Here is a 24809-nt window from a genome sequence, read left to right on the forward strand (position 1 = left end):
CATGAGGCCCAGCGCCGCATTCAAAGCCGCCGACGTAGGATCGGTAGCGGCACCACGTAGGATCGGTAGCAAGAGAGCTTCCATCAACGTAGGTTCGGTAGCAGGCCTGCGTGCGTTCGGTAGCAATACCAACGTAGGTTCGGTAGCAGCATTCACGTAGGATCGGTAGTCGCTCTATATAGAACAGAACATCTCAGAACACCGTCCGAACATTTTCCGGAACATTCTTCCAGAACCTTTTCCAGAATTCAGAACAGGCGCTGCGCGGCTTTTCATGGAAAAGGGAAGGGGACATTCGCCACACCCCCATCCTCCCATGCCATCCACTTCGGCATATTCACTAGACAGCCAATCAGAGCTCACTCATGCTGCCCCCATGGAAAATCTTGAGAGCCCACTCAGCTGTCATCGTATTGCCGTCAGCACGTTGTCCCAAGCCGCCTAACGGAACCAAGAATGAGCGAAAATGATCGCATCGCCGCGCTCGACCAAGCAGGCGTGCCACAAAAAGGCGTACACAGAGGAGCAATCGAAGACGTCGGTCTTGCAAGGGACCAAAACGGCACTCATAATAATCCCATGAAGAAAGCGGACGCCATCAGCCGGTTACACCGAAACGCCCAGCGCTTACGAAGCATGGGCGCGGCGTCGTTGTACCTGTTTGGTTCAACCGCGCGCGACAAGGCCCGCTCCGACAGCGACATCGACATCTTCATCGAGCCAGTGAAAAACAAGCCATTCAGCCTCGTCGACCTCATTCGGATGCGCGACTTCCTGCGGCGCAGCCTTGGAAGCGACGTCGACCTGACCACGCGCCGTAGCCTGCATCCCGCGCTACGCAAGGACATTCATCGCTCAGCGGTGAAAGTCTTCTGACATGGCGCGTAGCGTCGATCATCTCCTCAAGGACATCCTTGAGGAAATCGCGTTCATCAAGAAGGCCACAAGCAAGCTTACCCTAAATTCGTACGCCGCCGATGACTTGACGCGGCGCGCGGTGGAACGGGCGATACTCACAATCTCGGAAGCTGTTCGAGGTATTCCGGCCAAGGATCTAAACAGCCAGCCGAGCATTCCCTGGGTCGAGATCAAAGGCATCGGAAACATACTGCGACACGAATACCATAAAGTGGCCAACGAGGTGATCTGGGACACCCTGAAGAAGGACTTTCCCCCGCTCGGGAAAGCCATCAGAGCAATCATCAAAGCAAAGAAAAGCGAGAAACTCAAAGCACCTAGGAAGCCGGCTAATAGGGCCACTTCAACGAAGCGAAAGCCGAAAGCGAAGAAGTAATTTTGCAGCCGGTAAAACCCGGCAAGCCGAGCCTAAGCCCTAGGCCACGACTTTTCCAAATGCCACGTCCCGGAACTCGAGGTTCGACCCGCTCTGTTCCATCGGGATCCCGACCTCATGGGCCAGCGCCATCAGCTGCTCAACAAACACGCCCTCGCGCATCGCCACGAAATTGTGGTCGCGGCACCAGGCCTCATAATCGTTGAACACCACATTGGCCGTCAGGCGTTCGCCGCGCACCGCCTCCAACCGTTCATCAGCCCAAACCGCTACGTCACCTAGCGTCGTCATCCTGCGCCCAACATCCCTGTCACGGTGCCGCCACGGCGTCGTCACCGTGTAAAGCCCCAACCCACTCCCCAGCTCAAGCAATAATCCAAGCCCAAGCAGCAGCCCCGTCCGGATGTCGGCCTGCTCCACGGGAGCATCGAACCAGCGGAACACCCGGTCAAGGACATCCAGCTGCGGGTCCGCGCTTTGCACAGAGGAGTCCAGCCCTCCTAGCGCCGCCTGCACCTCTCTAAGCCTTCCCCACGAAGCTTCTGCTTCCCGGGCCTGTTCCAGCGTCACCTGCATCCGCGCAATCTTCGCGCAGGCCACCCGCGTGGCGATCATGTTCTTCCGGCAGCGGTCCGAATGCACCGCCACGGTCCGCTTCCCCCGGCCGTAGGGTTGCGCGTACGCCGCCTCAATCGCGTTTTCGACCTCCTGATGGGTTCCGACCTGCCCGATAGCTTCCAACCGCCCTTGAAGGCGTTTCTGTTCAGCCTGGAGGTTGTTGCGCCGGTCAATGACGCTCTGATTGTTCCCCGCGTTCGCAAGGCGGTGTTCGGCGGCAAGTCCGATCCCCGCATAAAAGGAACTCACGCTGGCCACCACAAGGAATACCCCCGCGCCCAAGGCTGCCAGCCAATCACGCTTGCCAACGGCCAAGGCCAAGCAGAACGGCATCAGGGCCTTCACGATGTCCGCGAGCCCCAAGCCGAAGCCGTAAAGGTGCCGTTCCACCTCATCCTGCCCGCCGAGGCGAATACCGAAGCGATAGTTGAGCACCGCCGACACCGCCACCAGGCCAAGGCTCCCCACGACGCCCGCGCAAATCAGGACATCAATCACCAGCGCCTTCGCGCCAGCCGCCGTGGGCCGAGGCCACGATCGCTTCCCAGGTATCGACGCTGAAGCGCAACTTAAGCTCCGCGATCCTCTTGGCCGCGCCCTCTGCAATTTGTCCCTCACAGAATTTGTTGGTTGAACCGCCCTCCGCCAACTTGATCACCGCCAGCTGCAGCAGCAGCTCATCCGGGACACGCAGTTGCAGGCGCTTCGATTTGCCCCGCTCCGAGACGACCGGAGGGGCGCGCTGTTCGACGCTGGCCCTCAGGGCCGCGAAGCGTTCTCTAAGTGTTCTGGCCATGCTCTACCTCCAAACGGAGAACACAACCTCAGACACAACACGCTTGCAACGCAGGCAGGCCGTAACCTACATTTCGACTGCAAAGCACGGTAAGAGTACGGATTGTTACGGAAGGAAGGCGCGTGGCCCTGGTAGCCCATTGGTAGCCCGAGCCCAGCGCCGACAAAATTGGTCACCAAATTAGCCAATGAAATCATGGCGATCCCGGCAGGATTCGAACCTGCGACCTACTGCTTAGAAGGCAGTTGCTCTATCCAGCTGAGCTACGGGACCACAATTGACCGACGGCACATGACTACCACAGCTGACGTAGAGGACGCATTAATGCGTCCAGGAACCGATCCGGCCGAACTTGAAATTATCGGCATACGACTTGCGCACAGGCTTGCGGTCCTTCGGCTCAATAAGCCGATAAGCCAGCCCGTGGCGCTCAGCATAGGCGATCGCATCTTCCTTGCTGGCAAACTCCAACCGGACTTGAGAATGCATGTCAGCCGAAGATGTCCACCCCATCAGAGGTTCCACCTCACGCGGAGACTCCGGCTCGTATTCAACGACCCATTCCATCGTCCGCGCGCGGCCCGATTGCATAGCCGTCTTGGCAGGCTTGTAGATGCGCACAACCATGCTGATTTCCCGCAAATGAAGCGAAAACACGTCCGTTCATCGAATAGCCGCAGCCACCCGGACGCGCAACCCACATGAGGTAATTTCTAGGTATTTGAAAAGGAAATGGTCGGGGCACGGGGATTCGAACTCCGGACCCCCTGCTCCCAAAGCAGGTGCTCTACCAGGCTGAGCTATGCCCCGACATGCCAAGTTCGTAACTGGCTGACTGTCTGTGCCGCCTCTTGCCGCTCAGGTCAAGCGTGCAGAACAACTGAGCCTCATAAATCTGATGTGACACGGTGGCCCAAGACGCTGATTAACGCGATGAAGCGGTTCCAAAATGGGCGTGTCGCACAAGATCACCCGCCTTGATTCCCAATCGCGAGGCTTCGCCCCCACCAATCTCTAGAACGCCTGTCGCATCCCCGTGCGAACTAACGATATCGTCCGACATCGGCTCCGTATAAGCCGCGATGCGATGAACGCGCCCATCCGCTCGAATAAAGACCATATCGAGAGATATGTATGTGTTGCGCATCCACATCTGAATTTCAGTGGGCTCTTCATAGGGAAAGAGCATCCCTGTCCCAACAGGGAGCTCGGTCCGGTACATTAGCCCCCGCGACTTCTCTTGCGGCAACCGAGCAACCTCCACCTCGAAGGTATGAGTTTTTTCTCCACTTTGAATCGTCAGCGTCTCGCGTGGCATTTGTCCGTCTGCGATGCTCTCCGTCATCCCAAAGAAGCCACAGGCCGCCAAAATGACAACCGACAACGACAACAGGGCCGCGAAGTTCGCAGCCCTGCCTGAGAGTGTACGGTAAAATGTCAAATCGCTGGCTTTAATGCTGGACCGGAAAGCCCATCGTTTGCTGGCCATCCGGCTTGAGTTCCGCCGCCATGCAGCCCTTCTCACCATAGCCATAACGAACCTGTACCACTTGCCCTGGACGCAGCTCAGTAAAACCGAACCGACGCAGCGTCTCCATGTGGCAGAAGATATCAGGCGTGCCCTCGCCACGCGTTAAAAAGCCAAATCCGCGTACGCGATTAAACCACTTGCAGATCGCCCTCTCCCAATCGCTCTCTGGCGTCACGATAACGTGCGTGCGCTGCGGAAGCTGGGATGGGTGAATCGCCGTACTTTCGTCCATGGACAGAATGCGGAAAGCCTGCATGCCCTTGGGCCGCTTCATAACCTGGCAATGAACCCGAGCCCCTTCGTAAGCGGTCTGAAAACCGCCGGCTCGCAAACACGTAACGTGCAACAGCACGTCCCCCAGCCCATTATCCGGTACAATGAACCCGTAACCCTTGGACGCATCGAACCACTTTATTGAGCCAGCAACTTCGAACACCTCCAGACCGGCTTCTTCCAGGGCTTCCACGCTCTCATACGTGATAAAGTCCTCAGAAAACGGACCGGAAGGTCGCTTTGAATCGCTCATAGTGTACCCCCGCTGCCATGTGACATGGCCTACGATAATGCTAACATTTAACTAGACCGCGGAGGCCGTATCGTCGGGCTGCCCTCTGCCCTCAAACCAGTGATCCGCGGTTGAGCGGAACATACCATCTCCGAACGCCAAAGGTAGTCCCCTGGCAAGCCGTCATCCCCAGCAAACAGGGGAGCACCCCCCTAATTTGCCTCAACTTTTTATGGTTAAACATCTGTCAGCAAAGAGCCTTTCGGCTGTCACGATTCTTCAACAAAATAAGTTTTGCACGATCTTTTCTGGGGCGGTTTGGTAATCAAATTTCGACGAAATTGTGCCCGCGGGCGCAGCGAATCGGTCGCGATGATTCGCCTGAGCCCTAAGATTTTGCCCAAACGAAGCTTCTTGCCTGGCATTTCTTGCCCGGACCTTGCGCATCCTTGAAACTCCGCCCCTGTCCCAACCGGACAGCACATGCGATAACCGTTTACAAGCGGGTCGCGCCCGGCAGCGGCTACGGATTTCGCGCGATCAGAACCTGACAAGGAGACATCATGCGCTATCTGCATACGATGGTCCGGATTTCCGACATCGACGAGAGCCTCAACTTCTACTGCAAGATACTCGGCATGCGAGAAATGCACCGCATGGAGAATGAGGCGGGCCGGTTCACGTTGATCTTCCTCGCAGCTCCCGAAGATCGCCAACGTGCAGCCGCCGAAAAAGCCCCCGTCCTGGAGCTCACATATAACTGGGATCCAGAACCCTACGGCGAAGGCCGCAACTTCGGACATCTCGCGTTCGAGGTTGATGACATCTATGCCACGTGCCAACACATTGCCGACGCTGGCGTCACAATAAACCGTCCCCCGCGCGATGGACGCATGGCTTTCGTCCGCTCGCCTGACAACGTCTCGATTGAGTTCTTGCAAAAAGGCGATGCACTGCCCCAGCAAGAGCCTTGGGCCTCCATGCCAAACACCGGTCACTGGTGAGCGAAAAGAACGGCGAGCTCACGCCGGCACACTCCAGCAAGCAAACCGAGAACTCTCATGTCGCGCCGACAATTATAATTGTCGGCGCCGGTCCGGCTGGCCTGATGGCTGCTGAAACGGTCGCATCCGCAGGTCTCAGAACCCATATCTTCGACCATATGGCAGCACCCGGCCGCAAGTTCCTAATGGCTGGGCGGGGCGGACTTAACCTGACGCACTCCGAGCCATTGCCGGACTTTCTGAACCGGTATGGCCCTGCAAACACGCCGCTTTCCGACATTGTCGAAAGCTTCCCCCCCGAAGCCCTGCGCGCATGGGCCGAAGATCTCGGCCAGCCGACGTTTGTCGGCACAAGCGGAAGAGTTTTCCCGCAAACCTTGAAGGCTTCCCCATTATTGCGGGCTTGGCTTCAGCGGCTGACGGACCTTGGTGTTGAACTCAATTTGCGCCACCGCTGGCTCGGATGGGACGATACAGGGCACCAAATATTTGCACGTCCCGACGCCGACAATTTACTTATCAGAGCCGACGCCACGATCCTCGCCCTGGGCGGCGCCAGTTGGCCACGCCTAGGTTCCGATGGCACGTGGACCGAAACGCTCGCACACGCAGGGATCGGCATCACCCCCATTGGCCCATTCAACGCTGGTGTCTGCATCGCCTGGTCCAAGCATCTCATTGACGGCTTCGCGGGGCAGCCGCTCAAACGCATTGCGCTAAACTACGCAGGTCGGACAGTACGCGGCGAAGCAGTCATCACGCGCACCGGCCTCGAAGGGGGATGCGTATATGCGCTCAATGAGCTGATCCGAGACGAACTTAACGCGCACCACGCCCCGATAGTCCTGGATCTCGATCTTCGTCCCGATCTTGACCTTCAACAGCTGACCGAACGACTGAGTACGTCTCGCAGCCGGCAATCCATGGCAACATTCCTGCGTCGCAAGACCGGCCTGACCACCGCAGCCGTAGCGTTGGCTCGGGAGCCGGATGGCAGATTACCGGAGGACCCGCAAGAACTCGCGGCACACTTAAAAAAAATCAAGCTTGAAGTCACGGAGCTGTCTCCGTTGGGTCGCGCCATTTCAACAAGCGGCGGCGTGGCCTGGGACGCTATCGATGAGAACATGATGCTGCGCGATCGGCCTGGCGTCTTTTGTGCCGGCGAGATGCTGGACTGGCACGCACCAACGGGCGGCTATCTTCTCCAGGGCGTGTTTGCCACCGCGGTCAAAGCTGCCCGCGGCGCTCTCAACTGGCTCGGACACCCGCATCCCGCAAAAATAAAATGAAATAACATTACACATGCTTTTATTTCCCAGAGCTACCAAAATAACCCGGATCACAAGAGGAACATTTAGAAATGTTAGATCATAACACCTGACATGTTATTCTGTTACGGTTATAGAGTATCGGAATTGCTTGCGTTCCGCCCCATCTGATCGTGACAATAAGAAGAAATACTTAGAATTGGGCGATAATCGCGCGTTTTGCTCTTGAAATAGTCGCTTCCCGATGTTTATTGGTAGTCAGGCGCCAACGGAGCGCGCCAAGAAATTTGGCACTCAAACTAACGGAGGAAATCATGAAGGTTTGGAACAAGCCACAGGTTCGCGAGCAGGAAGTTGGTCTCGAAGTAACGAGCTACCTGCCGGCAGAGATCGACGTCATCTAATGACGTTCTGATTTGCCCGACATGCATGTCATGTAGGCACGGCGGTCGAGGCATCGGCCGCCGTTTCTTTTTTCTACCCCTGCAAACAGGCAGAGCTTCAGCGTTACGGCGCAACGGCATACAGCTGCGGCTGTGGTCACTGAATAGATAATTAGGTCAGCGCCCTGTAGGCCGCTTAACGCACCATGCTTCTATTAGGAAAGCAGCTCGCGACGTTCCGCCTTCCCTGATCCGCTATGGAACGGGAACTGTGATTGCGGGGAAACTGACTATGAGTTCACACATGATCATAAAGGTGTTGGGGTCAGCCGCCGGCGGCGGTTTTCCGCAATGGAATTGCAACTGCTCAAATTGCGCCAGCGCCCGCGCCGGTGAGCCGGGGTTCTCCCCCCGCACCCAATCGTCACTGGCCGTAAGTGCGAATGGTACGGACTGGCTTTTGCTCAACGCCTCTCCAGATCTGCGCCAGCAAATCAATGAAACTCCGGAACTTGGCGCCGTCCGCAGCGGCAGCCTGCGCAATACACCGATTAAAGCTGTCGTCGTCACAAACGCCGACGTCGACCATATCGCTGGCCTCATCAATCTGCGCGAACAACAACCGTTGGCCCTTTATGGCTCGCACCGGGTGCTCTCGACGCTCGCGGCCAACAGCATTTTCAATGTCCTCTCGAAGGACTTCGTTACCCGCTCCGACCTTCCTTCTGACGAGCGGGTTGCGGTAAAGGGGGCGGACTGCGATCTCGGCCTCACCGTCGAAGCCTTCGATGTACCCGGCAAGGTCGCACTCTTTTTAGAGGATGAAAGCCGCGGGCCAGATTTCGGCACCCAAAAGGGCGACACCATCGGCCTTGAAATAACAGAAACCGCTACCGGCAAGAGATTTCTCTATATTCCAGGCTGCGCCACCATCGACGCGGCTCTCGCAAAACGCCTCGAGGGCGCACCGTTGGTCTTCTTCGACGGCACGCTATTCGACGACGAGGAAATGATCCGCCAAAAGCTGTCGCAAAAAACCGGCAAGCGCATGGGCCACATCTCAATATCCGGCCCGGAAGGTTCCATATCATCTTTCAAGAACTTGAATGTTGATCGGAAGATATTCATCCACATCAACAACTCGAACCCCATCCTCAACGATAATTCCGAAGAGCGGCAGGCAGCCGAAGCAGCCGGATGGGAGGTAAGCCATGACGGCATGGAGGTACGACTATGAGTGAGCGGCGTTTTTCCGAGGCTCCAGTTACGGACCTCATGACGATTGATGAATTCGATGCCGCAATCCGAGCGGTTGGTGCTGAGCGGTATCACGACAAGCACCCGTTTCATCAATTGCTACACGGCGGCCACCTCAGCAAGGGCCAGGTGCAAGCATGGGCACTGAATCGCTACTGCTATCAATCAGCCGTTCCGCGTAAGGATGCAGCCTTGATCTCACGCGTCCATGATCGCGAACTACGCCGCGAGTGGCTGCACCGCATCCATGACCACGATGGCCTCGGCGATGAACCGGGCGGCATCGAGCGCTGGCTCGTTCTAACAGACGGCTTGGGTCTTGATCGTGAATACGTAACGAGCATGCAGGGCGCCTTGCCCGCGACACGCTTTGCCGTTGAAGCTTATGTCCAGTTTGTCCGCGAGCAACCCCTTGTCGTCGCCGTCGCCTCATCGCTGACTGAGCTGTTTGCTCCTAAAATTCATAAGGAGCGTATTGCCGGAATGCTCGAGAACTACGATTTCATTGACGACAATGTCATGGCGTACTTCAAGCGCCGCCTTAATCAAGCACCGCGCGATGCGGACTTCGCACTCGACTACATCAAGCGCAACGCCAAAACCCGCCCTGAACAGGATGCTTGCGTCGAAGCCGTGCGCTTCAAATGTAACGTACTGTGGGTCCAGCTGGACGCCTTGCATCATGCCTACGTTGAGCCGGGCAACATCCCACCCGGAGCTTTCCGTCCAGGAGAAGCAAATGACTGAGGCTGCACAACCCTCACGCCTCGTTGTTACACAAGACAGCCGACTGCGGCTGCCCCGGCATATTAAGCTGCGTCACGACCAGGGACGCGGCAAGTGGCTCATACTTGCACCCGAACGGGTTTTTGAACCCGATGAGATCTCCGTCGAGGTCCTCAAGCTGTGCGATGGCGAACGCTCCGTAAGCGAGATCGCACAAAAATTGGCAGCGGACTATCAGGCCCCAGTCGATGTCATCCTTACCGATGTTATTGCCATGCTGCAGGACCTGGCTGACAAAGGAGTTTTAAAATCATGAATGAAATGGCGCCAGGAACCGTTGCCGAAGCGACGCCCGTCAATGAAAGTACGAACTGCGCGCGCGCCCCGATCGGTCTATTAGCCGAGTTAACTCACCGTTGCCCGCTGCAGTGTCCATATTGCTCCAACCCGGTCGAGCTTGAACGCGCCAATACCGAGCTTTCGACAGAGGACTGGCAAAACGTGATGCGTCAAGCCGCTGAGCTTGGCGTTCTTCAAATCCACTTGTCGGGTGGCGAACCAACCGCACGCCGTGACCTCGAAGATATCGTCGCGACCGCTGCAGAAGTCGGCCTCTATACAAACCTGATTACGGCTGGGGTTTTGCTGACGAAAGAGCGGCTGCAGAAACTTCGAGACCTGGGACTGGACCACGTTCAGCTCTCGATTCAGGACGTCGATCCAGAAAACGCGAACCGCATCGCAGCCTACAAAGGCGGCGCGGAAAAGAAGCACGAAGTCGCCAAGTGGGTCCGCGAGCTAGATATGCCGTTGACCATCAACGCTCCCCTCCACCGTCAGAACATCGACAGCTTACCGCGCATCATCGACTATGCCGTCGAAGTCGGCGCTGGCAGGTTGGAAGTTGCCCATATTCAATACTACGCCTGGGCGCTGAAGAACCGCGCCGCGTTGATGCCGACCCGCGAAGCTTTCATGAAGACGGCCCAGATCGTCGATGAGGCAAAGGAGCGCCTGAAGGGCATTCTCGTCATCGACTTCGTCGTCCCCGATTACTACGCAAAATATCCTAAGCCCTGCATGGGCGGTTGGGGGCGTGGCATCATGAACGTTACACCATCAGGACGCGTCTTACCCTGCCACGCAGCGGAATCACTTCCCGGTTTAGAATTCGACAATGTTCGCGACAGACCGCTCGCCGACATCTGGCTGCAAGGTCAAGCATTCCAAAAATTCCGCGGCACGGACTGGATGAAAGAACCATGCCGCTCCTGCCCGCGTAAGGAAATCGACTTCGGCGGCTGCCGTTGCCAAGCCTTCGCGCTCACCGGCGATCCAGCTAACACCGATCCGGCATGTTCACTCTCACCACTTCACAAAGAGTGGGCAGAAGTGGCAACGCAAGAATCTCACGTTGAGCCACCCGAGTTCATCTATCGCCGCATGGGTAAACCCACGACCGAGCCCACACGCGGCTAATATGCGGTTTACTGTCATTCCTGGCGCTGCACACTGAAGCAACTTGCAGTTTTGCTGCAGCGCCGAAGAAAACGCTCTCCCTCACGCACGTCGCAACGTCACTCATGCGCCATGTTCACGCACCGTTCAAAAAGCGCTTGCCACTATGTTGATACACGGTATCGATAACCGTCCGAGCGGCATCAGAATAACCGACCAAGGGAGAACCACTTCAATGCTTAGCAGAATACTTGCACTGGCTCTTGTCGTCGCGCTACCAACCGTGGCCGCAGCTCAAGATGCCGAGGAAGGCAAGAACGTCTTCAAGAAGTGCCGCGCGTGCCACACAATTGGTGAGAAGGCCGTTAACCGCGTTGGCCCAGAACTCAATGGTGTCGTCGGCCGCAAAGCAGGCTCCATCGAAGGCTTCAACTATTCCGCCGCGATGAAGGATTCCGGCATCACTTGGGACGAAGCATCTCTGAGTGAATTCCTGGCGAAGCCCAAAGATAAGGTTCCCGGAACCAAGATGGTGTTCGCGGGTCTCAAGGACGACACCGATCGTGCAAACCTGATTGCATATCTCAAGTCGTTCAACGCGGATGGTTCTGAAGCGAAGTAAGCTTCAGCTTACGAACCCCATACAGATTGCAACGCCATGCTCGCAAAATCGGGCGTGGCGTTTTCTAATTGGAAGACACTGCGCAGAAGAATTGTCCTCTTGCCTTCAAGCGAGCGGCGTCACACCCTCCGCATCGATGTCATGCAGCCATTCCTCAATAGTGCGCCCATTAAGTTCCATGTCTGCAGCGACGTCTGCTAACGGCGCCAGCACGAACGCACGCTGGGTGATATGCGGATGCGGCAACACAAGTTCTTTGTCGGACATCTCGACACCGCGATAGACAAGAACATCGAGATCGATGACACGCGGACCCCATTTTTCGGTGCGTTCGCGCCCCATCTGAGTTTCGACCTCAAGACACCGCCGCAAAAGACCGTGAGGAGAAAGTTCCGTCGTCACACTGACACATGCATTGACGAACCAATCTTGGTCGGTCTTCCCCCACGGCGGAGTACGATAATTGCGCGAGCGCTTAACAAGTTGCACATCACCACTTTTAGCGATGAGACTAAGAGCACGCTCAATATTGCCGACCTTGTCGCCGATGTTCGAACCTAACGCGACAATGGCGTCAAAAGCCGGCGCGTGCCCATCATCCCTATTCATGGCAACTCCGTTACCGGATCAAAAGAATGCGTTAAAACGCACGTGGGCCCAACGCGGATATCCCGTAGTCAGCCGCACATCTAACGCGTCACTCTTGTGTGGAATACAAACCAGAAGTCGAACACCCGCGTTAGTCATACTTAATGTATGCAAATCGCAGATCGCCCGTCGGCGTGCCTTCAAGGGCGCCGCCTTCCTTAGCTGGTTGCCACTCGACGACGTCTTCGATCTTGCGAGCAAGTTCAAGATCTTTCATCGTAATGCCCTTAGCCGTATGGGTTTGCAGACGCACCTCGACCCAAGCATAAGAGGCGGTTATATCAGGGTGGTGCCAGGCAGCTTCCGCCAGGTGACCGACGGTATTAATGACCATCAAAGTCCCCTTCCAGCTCGCCGTCTTATAAGTGCGGCGAATCCAACCACCTTCGAGTTTCCACTTCGCAAGATTGGCGCCGAGCCACTCGACAACCTCGGTGTCTTCCATCGCCTGTTCACGCGCGTTCATGTTGCCCTCTCTCGGCCTTTCGTGGACATTGTAAAAGACGCATCAATCTAATGCGAGCTATGGACCACAGACACATGTCTGCAATCGCTGAAGGCAGCAAGTCAATCGCAAAGACCCTGAAATCTCGGGTCGATAGCGTACACATCGTCGCCCCGGCCCGGCTGCACCTGGGTTTTCTCGATCTGAACGGAGGACTAGGTCGCCAGTTCGGCTCGATCGGACTTGCCCTCGACACTCCCGTAACGGAATTGACATTGCGGCGTGCCAACTACGACGCAGCCGAGGGCGTTGAACAGCACCGCAGCGCGCGCGCTCTCAAGCACTTTAAGGCCGCGCTCAATATTGACGGTAACTATCATCTGGATGTCGCCCGCGCCATCCCAGCGCACGCCGGTCTCGGCTCAGGCACACAGCTGGCGCTCGCTATTGGCGTCGCTCTCAAAACACTAGAGCAACAGCACATAACCGCCGTCGAATTAGCCGAAGTAATCGGGCGAGGCGCACGCTCCGCAATCGGAATGGCAGCTTTCGAGGCGGGCGGATTCGTTGTAGATGGAGGGCGTGGGCGGTCTTCTACTCCGCCGCCAGTGGTATTCCGTGGAGATTTTCCCGCTGACTGGCGCATTATGCTCGTCAAGGACCCCGAGCGAGCAGGCGTCCACGGCGATACAGAAACAGAGGCTTTCGCCAATCTCGATGGCATGACGCCCGAAGAAAGTGGCGCGCTCTGCCGGCTGATGATGATGCAGCTTCTGCCTGCTTTAATCGAACAAGACATCGCAAATTTTGGTAGTGCGCTCAGTAAGATACAGGAAGTTGTCGGTCGCCAGTTTGCCGTCGCTCAGGGGGGGATATGGGCGAGCCCAGCCGTCGAAAGCATCGTCAAGAAAATGGCTGATCTCGGTGCGGTTGGAATAGGCCAGAGTTCATGGGGCCCGACAGGGTTTGCATTCGTCCCGTCTCAGGCTGTGGCGGATAGTCTCTATCAATCTTTAATCGATGACGCTAAACGGCTGGATCTGGAGATCGACATCGTCCGTGGGCGGAACCACGGTGCGTCGATCCAGTTCTAAGTCTCAAACGCCACTTGAAACCAAGAGGACCGTCCCGTGAGCGAGCCGACCCCGATTCTGCATATGTTTGCGCCGCAAAAGCACATGAGCCCTTTTGATGTGAATATGGCCGCCGATGCTGGTTATAAGGTCATCACCCCTTATTTGAATGTCACGTTGGAAGAGGTTACGGGCCTCGTTCAGGACGCCATTTTCTCCCGTCCGCCCGCGTCCGGTGTGCGCACGGGCGTATTCATCGGCGGCAAGGACGCACTCCTCGCCCTCGACATGCTCAAGGCTACCAAGGAAGCGATGGTTCCGCCGTTCGAGCTGTCGGCCTTCGCCGATCCAGCCGGGTCCTTCACGACCGCAGCAGCGATGGTCGCGTGCGTTGAAAAGGTCATGAAGGACAAGTTCCAACGCGACTGGAAGGGCACCAAGGTCGCCATCTTCGGTGCCACCGGCGTCGTGGGCTTCGCATCTGCGGTAATCGCAGCTCTCGAAGGCGCGGACGTGAAGATGGTCGCTCACCGCGGCATCGATCGCGTTATTGCCACGTCTAACGCTGCCAAGGAACGCTTCGGCGTTGACCTCGAACCCGTGCCGGGCGAGACACCCGACCAAAAGGCATCCATTGTCGCTGAAGCTGAAATTGTATTCGCCGCCGCCGCCGCTGGTGTTCAGGTGCTCGGCAACAGCGAACTAAAGAATGCCCGCAAGTTGCTTGTAACAGCGGACGTCAACGCAGTGCCGCCCCCCGGCATTGAAGGGATGGAGCTGTTCATGAATGGTGAGCTCCTACCAGGCTGCTCAACGACCCTCGGGGTTGGCCCCCTGGCCATCGGCGACATTAAGTACAAAACCGAGTCCGGCCTCTTTAAGCGCATGATCAGCTCCGACAAGCCCTTGCTGTTGGATTTCCGCGACGCCTTCGCGCTCGCACGCACGTTGGTCGGTTGACCACCGAAACGATCCTGATTGTCGCCTTGTCTGGGCGGATGCTCGCTGCGTCCGCCGAGCGAGCTGGTTATTGCCCGCTCGTCGTTGACTGCTTCGCGGACGACGATACCCTCGCACTATCCGGTGCCGTCGAAAAGCTGCCTTCAGCCTTCACGTATGGTTTCGATGAGCGAAGCCTAAGTGACGCACTGCATGCCATAATGAGCAAGGCAGGCGTCGGCCCAACAAGCAATCCGCTCATCGTCCTGGGCGCAGGTTTCGAATGCGAGCCGGAGGTTATTGCAGCGCTCTCTCGCGAATTCCGTCTCTGCGCCTGCGATGCAAGTGTCGTCAGCCGCAGCAAAGACCCAGCCGTTCTATTTCCGCTCCTGCGCGACCTCGGCATCGTGCATCCAGAAACGCGACTTGATCCACCGGCCGCAGCCACAGAGCCGTGGCTGTCAAAGCGTATCGGTGGAAGTGGAGGAACTCATATCTTCCGCTATGATGCTCGGCGGAAAGTTCGCCCCAATCGCTACTACCAACGCGAAGTTTCCGGCGAGTTGATCTCGGCGACCTCACTCATCGGCAGCGATGGGCAAGCCTTCGCCTTCACGCGTTCGTGGCTAAGCCCCTCTGATCGCCATCCCTTCCGCTTCGGCGGCATCACCGGCCATGTCGAACTCGACGAGGATATCGAGGCACGTATTGTGGACGCTTGCGTCAGCCTCGCCCCCGCGCTTGCATTAAAGGGATTGGTCTCATTTGACTTCATTGTCGTCGGCGACGAACCCCATCTCATCGAAGTAAATCCACGTCCCGGCGCGTCGCTCGATATCCTCGACGATGCCTCTGGTACTTTGTTCAAAGCTCACCTCGCAGCCTTTACGGAAAACGAAGCCGTTGAGCTTCTGTCACGCGAATGGCGCCCCCACCCTCAAGCTGCAGCTTATGTCTACGCAGATCGTGGAGAGCTAACCGTTCCTGACGTTGCTTGGCCGGAATGGGTGAGTGACCGCCCGCCTCCCGGACGGGTCATCCCGCCACACGCTCCGGTCGTCACCGTCCGCGCCCTCGCCGAAGATCCAGATACCGCAGAACAAGTTTGTCGCGTTCGCACCCGCGAAATCGCGGACGTGCTATATCAATCCTCCGAAAACCAAGGGAAACGCCCAGATGAATGCAAGTAACGCGGCAGCAGTCAGCGTAAATGCCAACGGAGTGCAGATTGCTGACGACATCGTAAGGCGCGCTGCGGCTTTGCGTGCGCAAGTACGAATTGGCGAGATCGGCGAACGCCTGATCGACTGTGGTGCGGAAACGATTGGCAGCTTGGAACTAGGCCGCTTGCTCGGCGAAATCTGCATGGGTGGTCTTGGCACCGTAACCCTCACCGGATCCTCGCCTTTGCCGAAATGGCCGCTTGGTGTCGTCGTCCACGCGTCCAATCCAGTCGTCTCTTGCCTCGCAAGCCAATACGCTGGCTGGACGATTCAGGACGAAGTAACGGGATTTTTCGCGCTCGGTTCCGGTCCAGCGCGCGCACTTTCACGCGTTGAGAAACTCTTCGAGGAATTGAACTACGCGGATAACCATCCGCGTGCATGTCTCGTCATCGAAGGCGACAAGGCGCCCCCCCCAACCGTTGCCAAACTCGTAGCCGACGCGTGCAAAATCTTACCATCAAACCTAACGATCTTATACGCGCCGACGAGTTCACTCGCAGGCTCCGTGCAGATCGCCGCTCGTGTCCTGGAAGTCGCGCTCCATAAGGCGCACGAGTTGCACTTCCCGCTGGACGATATCCTCGACGGCTATGGTGCGACGCCAATTGCCCCTCCATCACCTGATTTCATCAAGGCCATGGGGCGCACCAACGACGCCATCATTTATGGCGGCCATATCCAGCTCTTCGTGCGGGGCACCGACGAAGACGCCGAACAGCTCGCCAACGCATTGCCCTCGAGCCAATCGCGCTCTTACGGAAAGCCGTTCGCGGAAACCTTTGCCGAGGTGGGTGGAGATTTCTACAAAATAGACCCGCTCCTATTCAGCCCAGCGCTGGTCACCGTCTCAAACGTTCAAACAGGCCGTTCGTTCAATGCTGGAAAGCTCGCCTCCGATATCGTCGACGCCAGCTTCGCCTGACGCGCCGCCGGTTTCCGAAAACACACCTGATGTCGTCATCTTCGTCGAAGAGAACGGAGGTGATTGGCATGCGGGACGCTTGGCACGTGCACTCGAGTTACGCGGCGCACGAACTTTCACGACAACGTTACGCCGTTGTGCGTTCGATACGGTGTCCTCCACGGGCCTGCGCATTCCAGGCTTTGACGGCACTTTACCCAAGGGTGCATTCGTCAGGGCCATCTCAACGGGCAGCCTTGAAGAGATAACGTTCCGCCTCGGCATCCTGCATGCCCTGCGCGAAAGCGGCGTGAGAGTTTGGAACGACGCCCGCGCGATAGAACGATCCGTAGATAAATCGACGACCACCTTTTTCTTCCAGCGCGCCGGGCTTCCTATCCCGACGACGCGTACGTTCGAAGCCATTCAGCGTGAGCGCTATTGTCACGGGCTCGCACCGCCACTGGTGTCAAAACCGCTTTTTGGTTCGCAGGGCAATGGCGTCCGTCGCCTCGAAAGCTGGTCGGACCTGCCTGACGCCGCAACGGTCAATGGCGTTTACCATCTACAGGAATACCTCCCGCCACACAGGCCAGACAGCTTCGAAGATTGGCGTCTCTTTGTCTCTGGCGGACGCTTGGTAGCGGGCATGACTCGGCGCAGCACTCAATGGGTAACGAACGTACACCAAGGTGCCGAACCTACTGCGCTAAAGCCAGATGTCAGGACCGCTGAACTCGCGATCGCAGCTGCCGCCGCAGTCGGTGCGGACTACGCCGGTGTAGACATCATGCGGACTGAGAACGACAAGCTCTTCCTCCTTGAGATCAATTCCAATCCAGCATGGAAAGGCTTGCAAGGCGTGACTGATGTCGACGTCGCCCAATGCCTCGCGGATGATTTCCTCGCCGCCGTCATGCCGACGCTCATCAAATGACGCGGCTGCTTGCAGCACACGACGTCGCACAGGCGTTCGTGGCCGCATGCCGTCTCGAATTATCCGCATTGAAACCCGGAAACGTGCATGTCCACGCAAGTGGGCATGGCATGCAACCAAGTGATTTCGAGCGAGCCGCGGAAGCTGCAGCGCCCCATATAACGACGCCTGGCCTGCCTGTGGGCACGCGAATTCGCCGCGCTGTCGAAGCGAGTTTCTCGACTGTGGGGTGCAATACCAATCTGGGCATTGTCCTGCTTTGTGCCCCGCTCGCCTACGCGACCAGTGAACCCGTCGACGGCGAAGCTCTCCGCGATCGTCTTGCGAATGTACTCGCAGACTTGAGTCAGAATGACGCCGCTGAGACCTTCAAAGCAATCGCACGTGCGAACCCTGGCGGCCTTGGCCATTCCGAACAGGCCGACGTAACGGCCCCCGCCGAGATAACCCTATTGCAAGCGATGAAAATCGCCGCCGACCGCGATCGCATCGCCCGTGCCTACGTCACTGCATATGCAGATATATTTGAAATCGGTTTGCCTCTTTACGAGACCGCGCTGCGCTTCGCTGAAACACCTGAACTCGCGATAACCACGCTGCACATGCACTATCTATCGCGATTTCCAGACACGCATATCGCGCGTAAATTTGGCCCTGAAACGGCACTTCACGTACAAAATGCTGCACGTGCGCTGGCACCCAGCTGGCAGCCTGTCGCACGCACAATGTCCCTGCCGGATTTGCTGAACTTCGACGCCCAGCTGAAGGCCGAGGGCATTAATCCGGGAACAACTGCAGATTTCGTGGTTGCGACAATCTTTACCGAGAAACTCCTTGCCCTCCTTGCATCACCAAGCAGGTAGGAAGAGGCTTGTCTTTCGGCGACTCTCTGCGGTATCTACGGGCGGGGCTCAGGCGCGCCGCTATCCGGCCAACCGGTTCGAGGATCTAGTGTCCTCGTTCGCTGCATCAGGGATGGCTCAGCTCGGCTGAGGCCAACAACGCTCGGTCGGACCAAGCGTCCACCGGGATTTTCTTGTTTCCAGCTTTGGGAGGAATTCCAGCTATGGCCAAAATCGACAAGGTTCTGGTTGGCGAGTCGCTCGTCGGTGACGGTAACGAAGTCGCGCACATCGATCTACTCATCGGTCCTCGCGGCTCAGCTGCCGAAGCGGCTTTCTGCAACAGCCTCACGAACAACAAGGACGGCTTCACGTCGCTGCTCGCAGTGATCGCGCCGAACCTGCCCTGCAAGCCCAACACCGTTATGTTCAACAAGGTCACCATCAAGGACGCCCGTCAGGCCGTTCAGATGTTCGGCCCTGCTCAGCACGGCGTTGCTAAGGCTGTTCAGGACTGCGTTGCCGAAGGCACGATCCCCGCTGACCAGGCCGACGATCTCTACATCTGCGTTGGCGTGTTCATTCACTGGGAAGCTGCCGACGACGCCAAGATCCAGGATTACAACTATCGCGCCACGAAGGAAGCGATCGAGCGCGCCGTTGCCGGCAAGCCGACCGCTGCTGAAGTCACGGCTCAGCGTGACAGCGCAGTACACCCCTTCGGCGCCAATTGAAGCGGAAACCATCCTGGGCAGGACGATAAAGCCCCTCCCATGAAGGGGGGTCTGCTTCAGCGATTGGGCAAGCTGCTTTCAGGCCGTTGGAACGGCTGAGAAGAGATTGCTGGCAGGTGGGAATGCCCACGAGGCATTTCCACGTCCTACACTAAAATGATGCCTTAGCCGGCGGCTCCTACCCCCAAATGGAGTCGCCGGTTATTTCATTTCTGAAGGCTCGGAAGTTTTCAGAATGCGCTCAAGGTCACTGCGGCTGATCACACCGTCATGCAGCGCAGATGCGACCAACGCCCCGCTGGCAAGCCCTTCAAGATCGTAAAGGTCTTGGGCATGACGAACCCCGCCTGCGGCATAAACTCTCCGGCTCCCCGCAATTGTTTTGATCTGACGAAGCCGGGCAACATCCGGCCCTAACCCGCTTCCAACCCGCGCTAACGTCATCACAATGACGTCATCCGGCCAAAGCCATGAATCTTGAAAAATCTCTGAGGGTCCCAATGGCGTATCGCGCCGCCAGTCCAACGACAGGACAAACCCATCTCGCGGCAATTGCGAACGTATCCGCTCCAGCGCCGAGACATTTGCCAACGTTTCAGAACCGATGACAGGCCAGATGCCCCGGTCGGCGCTATAAGTCTCCAAGGCTTCTACCGTTGCCGAGCCGTCATCGACAAACAACGTGATATCCGGCAAGGCCTCCCGCAGCGCAAACACGGTATCCATGTTTCGCCCACGCCCTTCGATCCCGTCGAGATCCGCGATATACAGCCAGCGTAATTCGCTCGTGAGCCCCAGCAGGCCGCGCGCCAAGTCGAGGGGCTCGCTCGTCCGCGCAAGCGGCGTTTCAATTGGTTGATATCTGCTGCGGTCCCCACCAGCCGCACGTACGACACACCCATTGCGAATGTCGATCACCGGAATAACGCGCATCGCGTTCCTTTCTCATGCGCTGCTAGATTGGGCGCTCTAATCTACCGAAGGAGAAACGAATGACCATCGTTGCGGGGCTCGATGTTGGTGGCGCCCACCTCAAGGTAAGCCTCGTCGAAAACGCGACGCCCATCGCCGCACGGCAATACCTGTGCCCTTTATGGCAGGGCCTTGACCATCTCGATACTGCCCTTCGCGAAGCTGAAGAACTGACAGGCCGCGCCGACGCTTTCGCAATCACCATGACTGGCGAACTCTCCGATCTTTTCGAAACCCGCGAGCAAGGCGTTCAAACCCTGGTGGATCGCCTGACAGAAAAGTTTGGCACCGCAGCACGTTTCTGGGGAGGCCAAAAGTTCTTTGACACAGCGAACGATGCAAAGACCAATTTCTTCGACGTCGCATCCACCAACTTCCTCGCGACAGCAACACTCGCAGGTCAACGTCTTGCGGCGACGGGGCAGTCCGCAAACGCCCTCCTGATCGATATGGGCTCGACGACGACCGATCTCATTCCAATCGTCGCTGGCGCACCAACCCCACGCGGTCTGACCGACCCGGATCGCTTAACGTCGGGCGAACTCGTCTACACTGGCCTGACGCGCACCTCAGTCATGGCTGTTTGCACGCGTGCACCATTTGCCGGGCGATGGCAGTCTCTCGCACGCGAATACCTCGCCACGATGGCTGATGTCCGCCGCGTATTGGGGTGCCTGCCAGACGGCCTCGACGTTCACGCCACAGCCGACGGACGTGGAAAGTCGCAAGCCGAAAGCGTGGCCCGCTTCGCTCGCATGTTCTGTCGCGAGCCCGCCGACGCCGACTTGGCGACGTGGCAACAGGCGGCTCAGCATGTGGTCGAGTTGCAGCTCCGATCAATTCAAGAGGGGTGCGCGCAGGTTCTCTCCGGCGTGCCTCGCGCCGACATCATCGTAGCAACGGGGTTAGACACTTCGCTAGTCACCGAGATATCCCGCAGGCTTCAACGTCCCTGCCAAACATTTTCGCAGTTAGTCGGAACACCAGCCACCTTACAAGCCGCCGTTGATTGCAACGCACCAGCCGTCGCCGTTGCTTTGCTACTGGGGGAGTAAGTGCTTACGACGCTCGCCCGCCGCGGCCGCGGACCTATACGCGTTACCACACAGGGAAAGGCGGATGAGCCATCTCTCCTAGGGAGGCGAGCGGAACCTTCACAACACTCTCAACCGTCATCCCGGTGCTTGCCACCGGGATCCAATCCTGAGCAATGACCGGGTATGCCGCGCAGCATCGGCGATTGGAGAAACCCAAACAAAAAACACCCCGTCTTACCGGGGCTTGTCCCCGGCATCCAAGGCTCCACGATTCCGTCGAACAGCAGTGAGAGAACGCCCTTGCAACGCGCGAGACGTCATCCCGAACTCGGGCGAGGCCAGTTGGAGCAGAGCATGTTTAAGGGTCCGCAGAGCGAGCTACTCGCCTCCAAGCAAGCCCTCACGCCGCGCCGCGTTCCGCACGCCAAGCATCGACCTTCTCCATCAGCCACCCCCAGGCTTCCTCTTCACGTGGGCCAGCGGTCTTGGAAATGGCGATCTGGAGATAAGCGAGCTCGTTTTCAATCTTATCTGCGGGCAACATCTTGAGCCGGGAGACAAGAACTGCGCATTCAATCACGGCCGCCTGGGCTCGGTTGAACCCTCCCCAGGGACCATGCTGTGCGCGATCAAGCACGTTGCAGTAAAACCGTGGACGCAACGCGTCTTCCTCGACCCTGTCGACCTTCAATTCCCAGTGTGACAGTGCCGCGCGCAGCACCGCGCCATCCACTTTGTCCGCACGCCGCACTTGCCAGTTACGTCGTCCAGTCAAACATCCCGCGAAGATGCGCACGTCATCAACGTGATTGACGACGGCAACGGGGTTCTCTCGAAGATTGTCTAGTGTCCGTGACGGGGCAAAGGGAGCGATGATCCACTGCTCGCCATCCGCAATCACTCCAAGCGGCGCAATGTGGATGTCACCGGCCAGGCTCCGCGTCGTCACGATCGCCTCTACGATCAGCGGCATCGAGCGTCTCCTCCGAATTATTGCCAGCTTCGGAAACCGGCTTCTGCTTCTTAGACGCCAAGGTTGCACCCTCCGGCGCGTGGTGTGTCAAGTCTTCTGCTTTAGCATCCGCCGCCACACCCCAGCGCAGGGGTTGATCTTGCACATAGCGCTTACCGAGTTGCCATGCGATTTCCGCCTTCGCCAGCTCATAGCCGAGATAAAACGCATGGGCCCCGTCATCTTTGACATTGAGCTTGGGGAACAACTCGAAGGGATCGATAGCAACATGATGTCCGTCACGATTGAAGATGTGGACCCCATCGGCACTGGCTTCGATCCGGAAATTGCGGTCACGAAGGCTCTTCGCAAGCTCCTCAATCTCACCCGGGGTATAGGGAAATGGCCGCAACTCGTGCAACGATAGCAATCCGGCGTCATACCCCTTCGGAAGGCTCTGATCCTTATGCGCCCGGTACATCAACCGTCGTGATGCATCATGCTCTTGCACCGTACGCCGCGTATGCGGTGAAACCTGCACGACAAGCACATTCGTGATCGCCAACTCCGAGCAAATCCCAACGAGAAGCGCCGTCAGTCCCTGGCTATCAACGTCCGTCAATTCCGTTAGATTGCCGGTTCCCATAAGCATCGGCGCATCAGGCCGCTGCCGACGCAGCTCCGCGTAGCGTTCGAGTGAAGTCGTGAACCCGAAGTTTATCGGGTCGAGGATGGGGTCAGCCATGTAGGTAAGCCCCATCTCCTCGGCCTTATCGATCGCCCGAATGAGAGAAGGCAGATCACCGTGCGGCTTCGGAACAAGCACCGGAACAGCAGACGTCCCGGCAATCACGTCCAGCGTAGTTTCATCGAGACTGAGCACAAAATCCGCCCCGGCTTGCGCGCCCCGGCGGAGTTCGTCGAAATCACCAGAATCGACGCTGACCTTGAAGCCCTCTGAAGCCAATGCACGAACCGTATCTTCCAGATGCGGAAAAGGCGTGTCGGGCTGACAACCAATATCTATGATATCGGCACCCGCCGCAGCGTGAACGCGCGCCCGCGCCACAATCTGATCGACGCTAAGCATCGGCGCTTCGATAATCTCGGCAAAAATCTTGAGATCGTGCTGGCTGAGATCTGGAGGCTTACCACCCCTCCCGAAGAAGGCGGGCAGATCAATCACTTCATCGGGGCCGCGTTGAAAGGGAATGCCGTAGTGCGCCGAAAGGCTCTCAAGGTCCATGCGTGAGCGTCCAGGCACAATAACCCGGTCTGCCGCCAGCGGCTCCTTCAGACGGTTCTTGATAATCTTTTCCGTCATCAGGGCCGCAACCTTGATGCCGATATTGATCACCCGCCAATGGCCGTTCGCATGCGCAAGCGCCAGATCGTCAACGGTTTCCCGAAGCCGATCTTCAGCGAGATGCCCGGTTAGGAAGACAAGCTTTTCAGACATGTTAGCCGCTCGTCGACAGCCTGTTCGAGTTCAGCCAGACTTTCGACGACGACAGTGTCATCAAAGGTCTTCAGCTTAGCGGTATTTTCCAGATCAATGCGCCGCGGATAGACCTTCACCATCCCTTTCGGAGCTTCCGTGTCGAGTTCCGGCGCGGTGTCACAGGCAAAGACAATCGCCGGAACACGGCACTTGCCTGCCTGAGCGAAAACATTCGTCGCCAGGTTATCAGAGATGCCATAGACGCACTTGGCCACAGTGTTGGACGTCGCAGGCGCCACGATCAGCGTGTGGTAGACACCGTAATAGAAATTACCCACGGGAGCAGCACTCGCCGTCCGATCTTTGAAGATCCGTGTGCCTTCGGGCAAATTCAGTTGCTGCTTGTACATGCTGAGCACTTCTTCCGCAGCCTGCGACAGGAAAACGTCAAGGTTCGGGAGACGTGTCATAATATCGAGACTTTCCTTGAAGAAATGTCCCGACCCCGTGAGGGCCCATGCGAAACGCGGTGTCTTGATTTCTGTTCGTGTCATGAAAAGCCCCCTAACACGGCGCCGGCGGCACGTCGACTTGCATGCTCACACCCAGAATTTCGCAAAGACGCGTCTCCTCGTCGGCAGCGATCACTTCAAAATCGAGACCTGCATTCTCTATAATCCGCGCAGCGATAGGATCGATAATCCTCTCCTCGGCAAGAGCATGAACTGAGGACAGCTCCCCACCCGAGCGAGACTTAAGGAAAATGACCTTCAAGCGGCCAAGACGCTCAGCCAGCCGTGCCGCGATGGCATCCGACGTCGTATCCCAGGTTGCCGGTAGCGCAGCATCGTTTTCGCAGTCATTCAGCGGCAGCCACACAAGCTTTTCACCACTGGGCACCTTGTCTGCGATCTCTGCGAGGTTCTCGCTCGTATCCAATGCTGGCGCCATCGCGGCAAACATCAAACCCGTTTGATGCATGCCGAGGATCGCCATCCGATGCGCCGCGAGGTCATCAAAACCAAACATCGTTTGCGCCTGCCTCACGGCGTCAGCAAAGACGCCGCCGCCAGGAACCACGGCAACACCTCTCGGGGAGCGCGCCACAATAGCCAGAACGCGCTCCAAGACGTCAGCTGACCGCGCCAGACTGCCACCGATTTTGACGACGATAGGTTCTTGGCTCACCCGCGAACT

The 24809-nt window shown here is 57.6% G+C and carries 30 protein-coding genes and 2 tRNA genes; 18 read left to right on the forward strand and 14 right to left on the reverse strand.

Annotated elements, in window-relative coordinates:
* Positions 1 to 456: 456 nt before the first annotated feature.
* Together K5845_RS16300 and K5845_RS16305 are read left to right on the forward strand one after the other, a co-directional pair.
* A complete protein-coding gene (locus K5845_RS16300) occupies positions 457 to 876 on the forward strand; it encodes a nucleotidyltransferase family protein (protein WP_353736555.1) in 420 nt (139 codons plus the stop codon).
* A gap of 1 nt (position 877) precedes the next feature.
* Positions 878 to 1294 (forward strand): HepT-like ribonuclease domain-containing protein, encoded by a 417-nt coding sequence (locus K5845_RS16305; RefSeq protein ID WP_052743640.1) that lies wholly within the window; start codon positions 878 to 880, stop codon positions 1292 to 1294.
* A 39-nt stretch (positions 1295 to 1333) separates the two neighbouring features.
* On the opposite strand, the gene K5845_RS16310 is transcribed toward K5845_RS16305, so the two are convergent.
* The 7 genes from K5845_RS16310 to K5845_RS16340 all read right to left on the reverse strand — a co-directional run bounded on the left by K5845_RS16310 (position 1334) and on the right by K5845_RS16340 (position 4765).
* Positions 1334 to 2410, reverse strand: a complete 1077-nt coding sequence (locus tag K5845_RS16310; protein ID WP_287959492.1) for a hypothetical protein — start codon at positions 2408 to 2410, stop codon at positions 1334 to 1336.
* Positions 2403 to 2708: a hypothetical protein gene (locus K5845_RS16315; protein WP_287959493.1), complete on the reverse strand. Its 306-nt coding sequence runs from the start codon at positions 2706 to 2708 to the stop codon at positions 2403 to 2405. Before K5845_RS16315 ends, K5845_RS16310 begins: the two co-directional genes overlap by 8 nt.
* A gap of 196 nt (positions 2709 to 2904) precedes the next feature.
* Positions 2905 to 2981 (reverse strand) — tRNA-Arg (locus tag K5845_RS16320).
* Between the two features lie 48 nt (positions 2982 to 3029).
* On the reverse strand, positions 3030 to 3335 hold the full coding sequence (locus K5845_RS16325; RefSeq protein ID WP_046479865.1) for an ETC complex I subunit: 306 nt from the start codon (positions 3333 to 3335) through the stop codon (positions 3030 to 3032).
* Positions 3336 to 3441: 106 nt separating this feature from the next.
* Positions 3442 to 3518 (reverse strand) — tRNA-Pro (locus tag K5845_RS16330).
* Between the two features lie 115 nt (positions 3519 to 3633).
* Positions 3634 to 4197, reverse strand: a complete 564-nt coding sequence (locus K5845_RS16335) for a DUF192 domain-containing protein (RefSeq protein ID WP_082100993.1) — start codon at positions 4195 to 4197, stop codon at positions 3634 to 3636.
* The gene (locus tag K5845_RS16340) at positions 4160 to 4765 is read right to left on the reverse strand and encodes a cold-shock protein (protein WP_046476478.1); all 606 of its coding nucleotides are present in this window, start codon (positions 4763 to 4765) and stop codon (positions 4160 to 4162) included. The genes K5845_RS16335 and K5845_RS16340 overlap by 38 nt, the downstream gene beginning before the upstream one ends.
* A 542-nt stretch (positions 4766 to 5307) precedes the next feature.
* On the opposite strand from K5845_RS16340, the gene gloA reads away from it, so the two are divergent.
* From gloA to K5845_RS16380, 8 genes are all read left to right on the forward strand, one after another.
* The gene (gene gloA / locus K5845_RS16345) at positions 5308 to 5748 is read left to right on the forward strand and encodes a lactoylglutathione lyase (RefSeq protein ID WP_046476475.1); all 441 of its coding nucleotides are present in this window, start codon (positions 5308 to 5310) and stop codon (positions 5746 to 5748) included.
* Positions 5745 to 7040: a TIGR03862 family flavoprotein gene (locus K5845_RS16350; protein WP_244464990.1), complete on the forward strand. Its 1296-nt coding sequence runs from the start codon at positions 5745 to 5747 to the stop codon at positions 7038 to 7040. Before gloA ends, K5845_RS16350 begins: the two co-directional genes overlap by 4 nt.
* A 293-nt stretch (positions 7041 to 7333) precedes the next feature.
* The gene (gene pqqA / locus K5845_RS16355; protein WP_046476472.1) at positions 7334 to 7423 is read left to right on the forward strand and encodes a pyrroloquinoline quinone precursor peptide PqqA; all 90 of its coding nucleotides are present in this window, start codon (positions 7334 to 7336) and stop codon (positions 7421 to 7423) included.
* 283 nt (positions 7424 to 7706) lie between these two features.
* Positions 7707 to 8639, forward strand: coding sequence for a pyrroloquinoline quinone biosynthesis protein PqqB (gene pqqB / locus K5845_RS16360; protein ID WP_046476467.1), 933 nt, complete (start codon positions 7707 to 7709; stop codon positions 8637 to 8639).
* Positions 8636 to 9406: a pyrroloquinoline-quinone synthase PqqC gene (gene pqqC / locus K5845_RS16365; protein WP_046476464.1), complete on the forward strand. Its 771-nt coding sequence runs from the start codon at positions 8636 to 8638 to the stop codon at positions 9404 to 9406. Before pqqB ends, pqqC begins: the two co-directional genes overlap by 4 nt.
* Positions 9399 to 9701, forward strand: coding sequence for a pyrroloquinoline quinone biosynthesis peptide chaperone PqqD (gene pqqD, locus K5845_RS16370; RefSeq protein ID WP_046476461.1), 303 nt, complete (start codon positions 9399 to 9401; stop codon positions 9699 to 9701). The genes pqqC and pqqD overlap by 8 nt, the downstream gene beginning before the upstream one ends.
* The gene (gene pqqE, locus K5845_RS16375) at positions 9698 to 10864 is read left to right on the forward strand and encodes a pyrroloquinoline quinone biosynthesis protein PqqE (protein ID WP_046476458.1); all 1167 of its coding nucleotides are present in this window, start codon (positions 9698 to 9700) and stop codon (positions 10862 to 10864) included. The genes pqqD and pqqE overlap by 4 nt, the downstream gene beginning before the upstream one ends.
* A gap of 214 nt (positions 10865 to 11078) precedes the next feature.
* Complete coding sequence (locus K5845_RS16380; RefSeq protein WP_046476455.1) at positions 11079 to 11465, forward strand: c-type cytochrome; 387 nt, start codon at positions 11079 to 11081, stop codon at positions 11463 to 11465.
* A 105-nt stretch (positions 11466 to 11570) separates the two neighbouring features.
* Here K5845_RS16380 and folK read toward each other — a convergent pair whose 3' ends face one another.
* Together folK and K5845_RS16390 are read right to left on the reverse strand one after the other, a co-directional pair.
* A complete protein-coding gene (folK, locus tag K5845_RS16385) occupies positions 11571 to 12074 on the reverse strand; it encodes a 2-amino-4-hydroxy-6-hydroxymethyldihydropteridine diphosphokinase (RefSeq protein ID WP_287959494.1) in 504 nt (167 codons plus the stop codon).
* Positions 12075 to 12204: 130 nt separating this feature from the next.
* Positions 12205 to 12579, reverse strand: a complete 375-nt coding sequence (locus K5845_RS16390; RefSeq protein WP_046476450.1) for a 4a-hydroxytetrahydrobiopterin dehydratase — start codon at positions 12577 to 12579, stop codon at positions 12205 to 12207.
* Between the two features lie 74 nt (positions 12580 to 12653).
* Between K5845_RS16390 and K5845_RS16395 the strand changes: the two genes are divergently transcribed.
* The 7 genes from K5845_RS16395 (at position 12654) to fae (ending at position 19210) form a co-directional block, all read left to right on the forward strand.
* Complete coding sequence (locus K5845_RS16395) at positions 12654 to 13652, forward strand: beta-ribofuranosylaminobenzene 5'-phosphate synthase family protein (RefSeq protein ID WP_090229849.1); 999 nt, start codon at positions 12654 to 12656, stop codon at positions 13650 to 13652.
* Between the two features lie 36 nt (positions 13653 to 13688).
* A complete protein-coding gene (locus tag K5845_RS16400) occupies positions 13689 to 14591 on the forward strand; it encodes an NAD(P)-dependent methylenetetrahydromethanopterin dehydrogenase (RefSeq protein WP_046476447.1) in 903 nt (300 codons plus the stop codon).
* On the forward strand, positions 14588 to 15760 hold the full coding sequence (locus K5845_RS16405; RefSeq protein ID WP_287959495.1) for an ATP-grasp domain-containing protein: 1173 nt from the start codon (positions 14588 to 14590) through the stop codon (positions 15758 to 15760). The genes K5845_RS16400 and K5845_RS16405 overlap by 4 nt, the downstream gene beginning before the upstream one ends.
* The gene (gene mch, locus K5845_RS16410) at positions 15747 to 16718 is read left to right on the forward strand and encodes a methenyltetrahydromethanopterin cyclohydrolase (protein ID WP_046476445.1); all 972 of its coding nucleotides are present in this window, start codon (positions 15747 to 15749) and stop codon (positions 16716 to 16718) included. The genes K5845_RS16405 and mch overlap by 14 nt, the downstream gene beginning before the upstream one ends.
* Positions 16672 to 17634: an ATP-grasp domain-containing protein gene (locus K5845_RS16415; RefSeq protein WP_287959496.1), complete on the forward strand. Its 963-nt coding sequence runs from the start codon at positions 16672 to 16674 to the stop codon at positions 17632 to 17634. Before mch ends, K5845_RS16415 begins: the two co-directional genes overlap by 47 nt.
* Positions 17631 to 18497, forward strand: a complete 867-nt coding sequence (locus K5845_RS16420; protein ID WP_287959497.1) for a triphosphoribosyl-dephospho-CoA synthase — start codon at positions 17631 to 17633, stop codon at positions 18495 to 18497. The genes K5845_RS16415 and K5845_RS16420 overlap by 4 nt, the downstream gene beginning before the upstream one ends.
* Before the next feature lie 203 nt (positions 18498 to 18700).
* Entirely contained in the window at positions 18701 to 19210 is a 510-nt protein-coding gene (gene fae / locus K5845_RS16425; RefSeq protein WP_046476441.1) for a formaldehyde-activating enzyme, read from the forward strand.
* Positions 19211 to 19411: 201 nt separating this feature from the next.
* On the opposite strand, the gene K5845_RS16430 is transcribed toward fae, so the two are convergent.
* Positions 19412 to 20143 (reverse strand): HisA/HisF-related TIM barrel protein, encoded by a 732-nt coding sequence (locus K5845_RS16430; RefSeq protein ID WP_287959498.1) that lies wholly within the window; start codon positions 20141 to 20143, stop codon positions 19412 to 19414.
* A 59-nt stretch (positions 20144 to 20202) separates the two neighbouring features.
* On the opposite strand from K5845_RS16430, the gene K5845_RS16435 reads away from it, so the two are divergent.
* Positions 20203 to 21237 carry a hydantoinase/oxoprolinase family protein gene (locus tag K5845_RS16435; RefSeq protein ID WP_287959499.1) on the forward strand — a complete coding sequence of 345 codons (1035 nt, stop codon included), beginning with the start codon at positions 20203 to 20205 and terminating at the stop codon, positions 21235 to 21237.
* Positions 21238 to 21619: 382 nt separating this feature from the next.
* Here K5845_RS16435 and K5845_RS16440 read toward each other — a convergent pair whose 3' ends face one another.
* Genes K5845_RS16440 through K5845_RS16455 form a run of 4 tightly spaced genes read right to left on the reverse strand, consistent with a single transcriptional unit; the run spans position 21620 to position 24800 of the window.
* Positions 21620 to 22192, reverse strand: coding sequence for a DUF447 domain-containing protein (locus tag K5845_RS16440; RefSeq protein WP_046476435.1), 573 nt, complete (start codon positions 22190 to 22192; stop codon positions 21620 to 21622).
* Positions 22143 to 23630 carry a DUF6513 domain-containing protein gene (locus K5845_RS16445; protein ID WP_287959500.1) on the reverse strand — a complete coding sequence of 496 codons (1488 nt, stop codon included), beginning with the start codon at positions 23628 to 23630 and terminating at the stop codon, positions 22143 to 22145. Before K5845_RS16445 ends, K5845_RS16440 begins: the two co-directional genes overlap by 50 nt.
* Positions 23606 to 24166, reverse strand: coding sequence for a flavoprotein (locus K5845_RS16450; protein ID WP_287959501.1), 561 nt, complete (start codon positions 24164 to 24166; stop codon positions 23606 to 23608). Before K5845_RS16450 ends, K5845_RS16445 begins: the two co-directional genes overlap by 25 nt.
* 10 nt (positions 24167 to 24176) lie before the next feature.
* Positions 24177 to 24800, reverse strand: coding sequence for an amino acid kinase family protein (locus K5845_RS16455; protein ID WP_287959502.1), 624 nt, complete (start codon positions 24798 to 24800; stop codon positions 24177 to 24179).
* Positions 24801 to 24809 lie beyond the last annotated feature (9 nt).

The organism is Filomicrobium sp., from assembly GCF_025698805.1.
GTDB lineage: Bacteria > Pseudomonadota > Alphaproteobacteria > Rhizobiales > Hyphomicrobiaceae > Filomicrobium > Filomicrobium insigne.

Excerpts from the sequence above, each read along its gene's own strand:
- fae (WP_046476441.1), top strand. The coding sequence starts at position 18,701 with ATGGCCAAAATCGACAAGGTTCTGGTTGGCGAGTCGCTCGTCGGTGAC.
- K5845_RS16445 (WP_287959500.1), bottom strand. The coding sequence starts at position 23,630 with ATGTCTGAAAAGCTTGTCTTCCTAACCGGGCATCTCGCTGAAGATCGG.
- K5845_RS16335 (WP_082100993.1), bottom strand. The coding sequence starts at position 4,197 with ATGGCCAGCAAACGATGGGCTTTCCGGTCCAGCATTAAAGCCAGCGAT.
- K5845_RS16395 (WP_090229849.1), top strand. The coding sequence starts at position 12,654 with ATGTCTGCAATCGCTGAAGGCAGCAAGTCAATCGCAAAGACCCTGAAA.
- pqqB (WP_046476467.1), top strand. The coding sequence starts at position 7,707 with ATGATCATAAAGGTGTTGGGGTCAGCCGCCGGCGGCGGTTTTCCGCAA.
- K5845_RS16390 (WP_046476450.1), bottom strand. The coding sequence starts at position 12,579 with ATGAACGCGCGTGAACAGGCGATGGAAGACACCGAGGTTGTCGAGTGG.
- K5845_RS16305 (WP_052743640.1), top strand. The coding sequence starts at position 878 with ATGGCGCGTAGCGTCGATCATCTCCTCAAGGACATCCTTGAGGAAATC.
- pqqD (WP_046476461.1), top strand. The coding sequence starts at position 9,399 with ATGACTGAGGCTGCACAACCCTCACGCCTCGTTGTTACACAAGACAGC.
- K5845_RS16440 (WP_046476435.1), bottom strand. The coding sequence starts at position 22,192 with ATGCCGCTGATCGTAGAGGCGATCGTGACGACGCGGAGCCTGGCCGGT.
- K5845_RS16450 (WP_287959501.1), bottom strand. The coding sequence starts at position 24,166 with ATGACACGAACAGAAATCAAGACACCGCGTTTCGCATGGGCCCTCACG.
- K5845_RS16315 (WP_287959493.1), bottom strand. The coding sequence starts at position 2,708 with ATGGCCAGAACACTTAGAGAACGCTTCGCGGCCCTGAGGGCCAGCGTC.
- pqqE (WP_046476458.1), top strand. The coding sequence starts at position 9,698 with ATGAATGAAATGGCGCCAGGAACCGTTGCCGAAGCGACGCCCGTCAAT.
- K5845_RS16325 (WP_046479865.1), bottom strand. The coding sequence starts at position 3,335 with ATGGTTGTGCGCATCTACAAGCCTGCCAAGACGGCTATGCAATCGGGC.
- K5845_RS16380 (WP_046476455.1), top strand. The coding sequence starts at position 11,079 with ATGCTTAGCAGAATACTTGCACTGGCTCTTGTCGTCGCGCTACCAACC.
- K5845_RS16340 (WP_046476478.1), bottom strand. The coding sequence starts at position 4,765 with ATGAGCGATTCAAAGCGACCTTCCGGTCCGTTTTCTGAGGACTTTATC.
- pqqC (WP_046476464.1), top strand. The coding sequence starts at position 8,636 with ATGAGTGAGCGGCGTTTTTCCGAGGCTCCAGTTACGGACCTCATGACG.
- K5845_RS16415 (WP_287959496.1), top strand. The coding sequence starts at position 16,672 with ATGCTGGAAAGCTCGCCTCCGATATCGTCGACGCCAGCTTCGCCTGAC.
- K5845_RS16435 (WP_287959499.1), top strand. The coding sequence starts at position 20,203 with ATGACCATCGTTGCGGGGCTCGATGTTGGTGGCGCCCACCTCAAGGTA.
- folK (WP_287959494.1), bottom strand. The coding sequence starts at position 12,074 with ATGAATAGGGATGATGGGCACGCGCCGGCTTTTGACGCCATTGTCGCG.
- K5845_RS16430 (WP_287959498.1), bottom strand. The coding sequence starts at position 20,143 with ATGCGCGTTATTCCGGTGATCGACATTCGCAATGGGTGTGTCGTACGT.
- pqqA (WP_046476472.1), top strand. The coding sequence starts at position 7,334 with ATGAAGGTTTGGAACAAGCCACAGGTTCGCGAGCAGGAAGTTGGTCTC.
- mch (WP_046476445.1), top strand. The coding sequence starts at position 15,747 with ATGAATGCAAGTAACGCGGCAGCAGTCAGCGTAAATGCCAACGGAGTG.
- gloA (WP_046476475.1), top strand. The coding sequence starts at position 5,308 with ATGCGCTATCTGCATACGATGGTCCGGATTTCCGACATCGACGAGAGC.
- K5845_RS16300 (WP_353736555.1), top strand. The coding sequence starts at position 457 with ATGAGCGAAAATGATCGCATCGCCGCGCTCGACCAAGCAGGCGTGCCA.
- K5845_RS16420 (WP_287959497.1), top strand. The coding sequence starts at position 17,631 with ATGACGCGGCTGCTTGCAGCACACGACGTCGCACAGGCGTTCGTGGCC.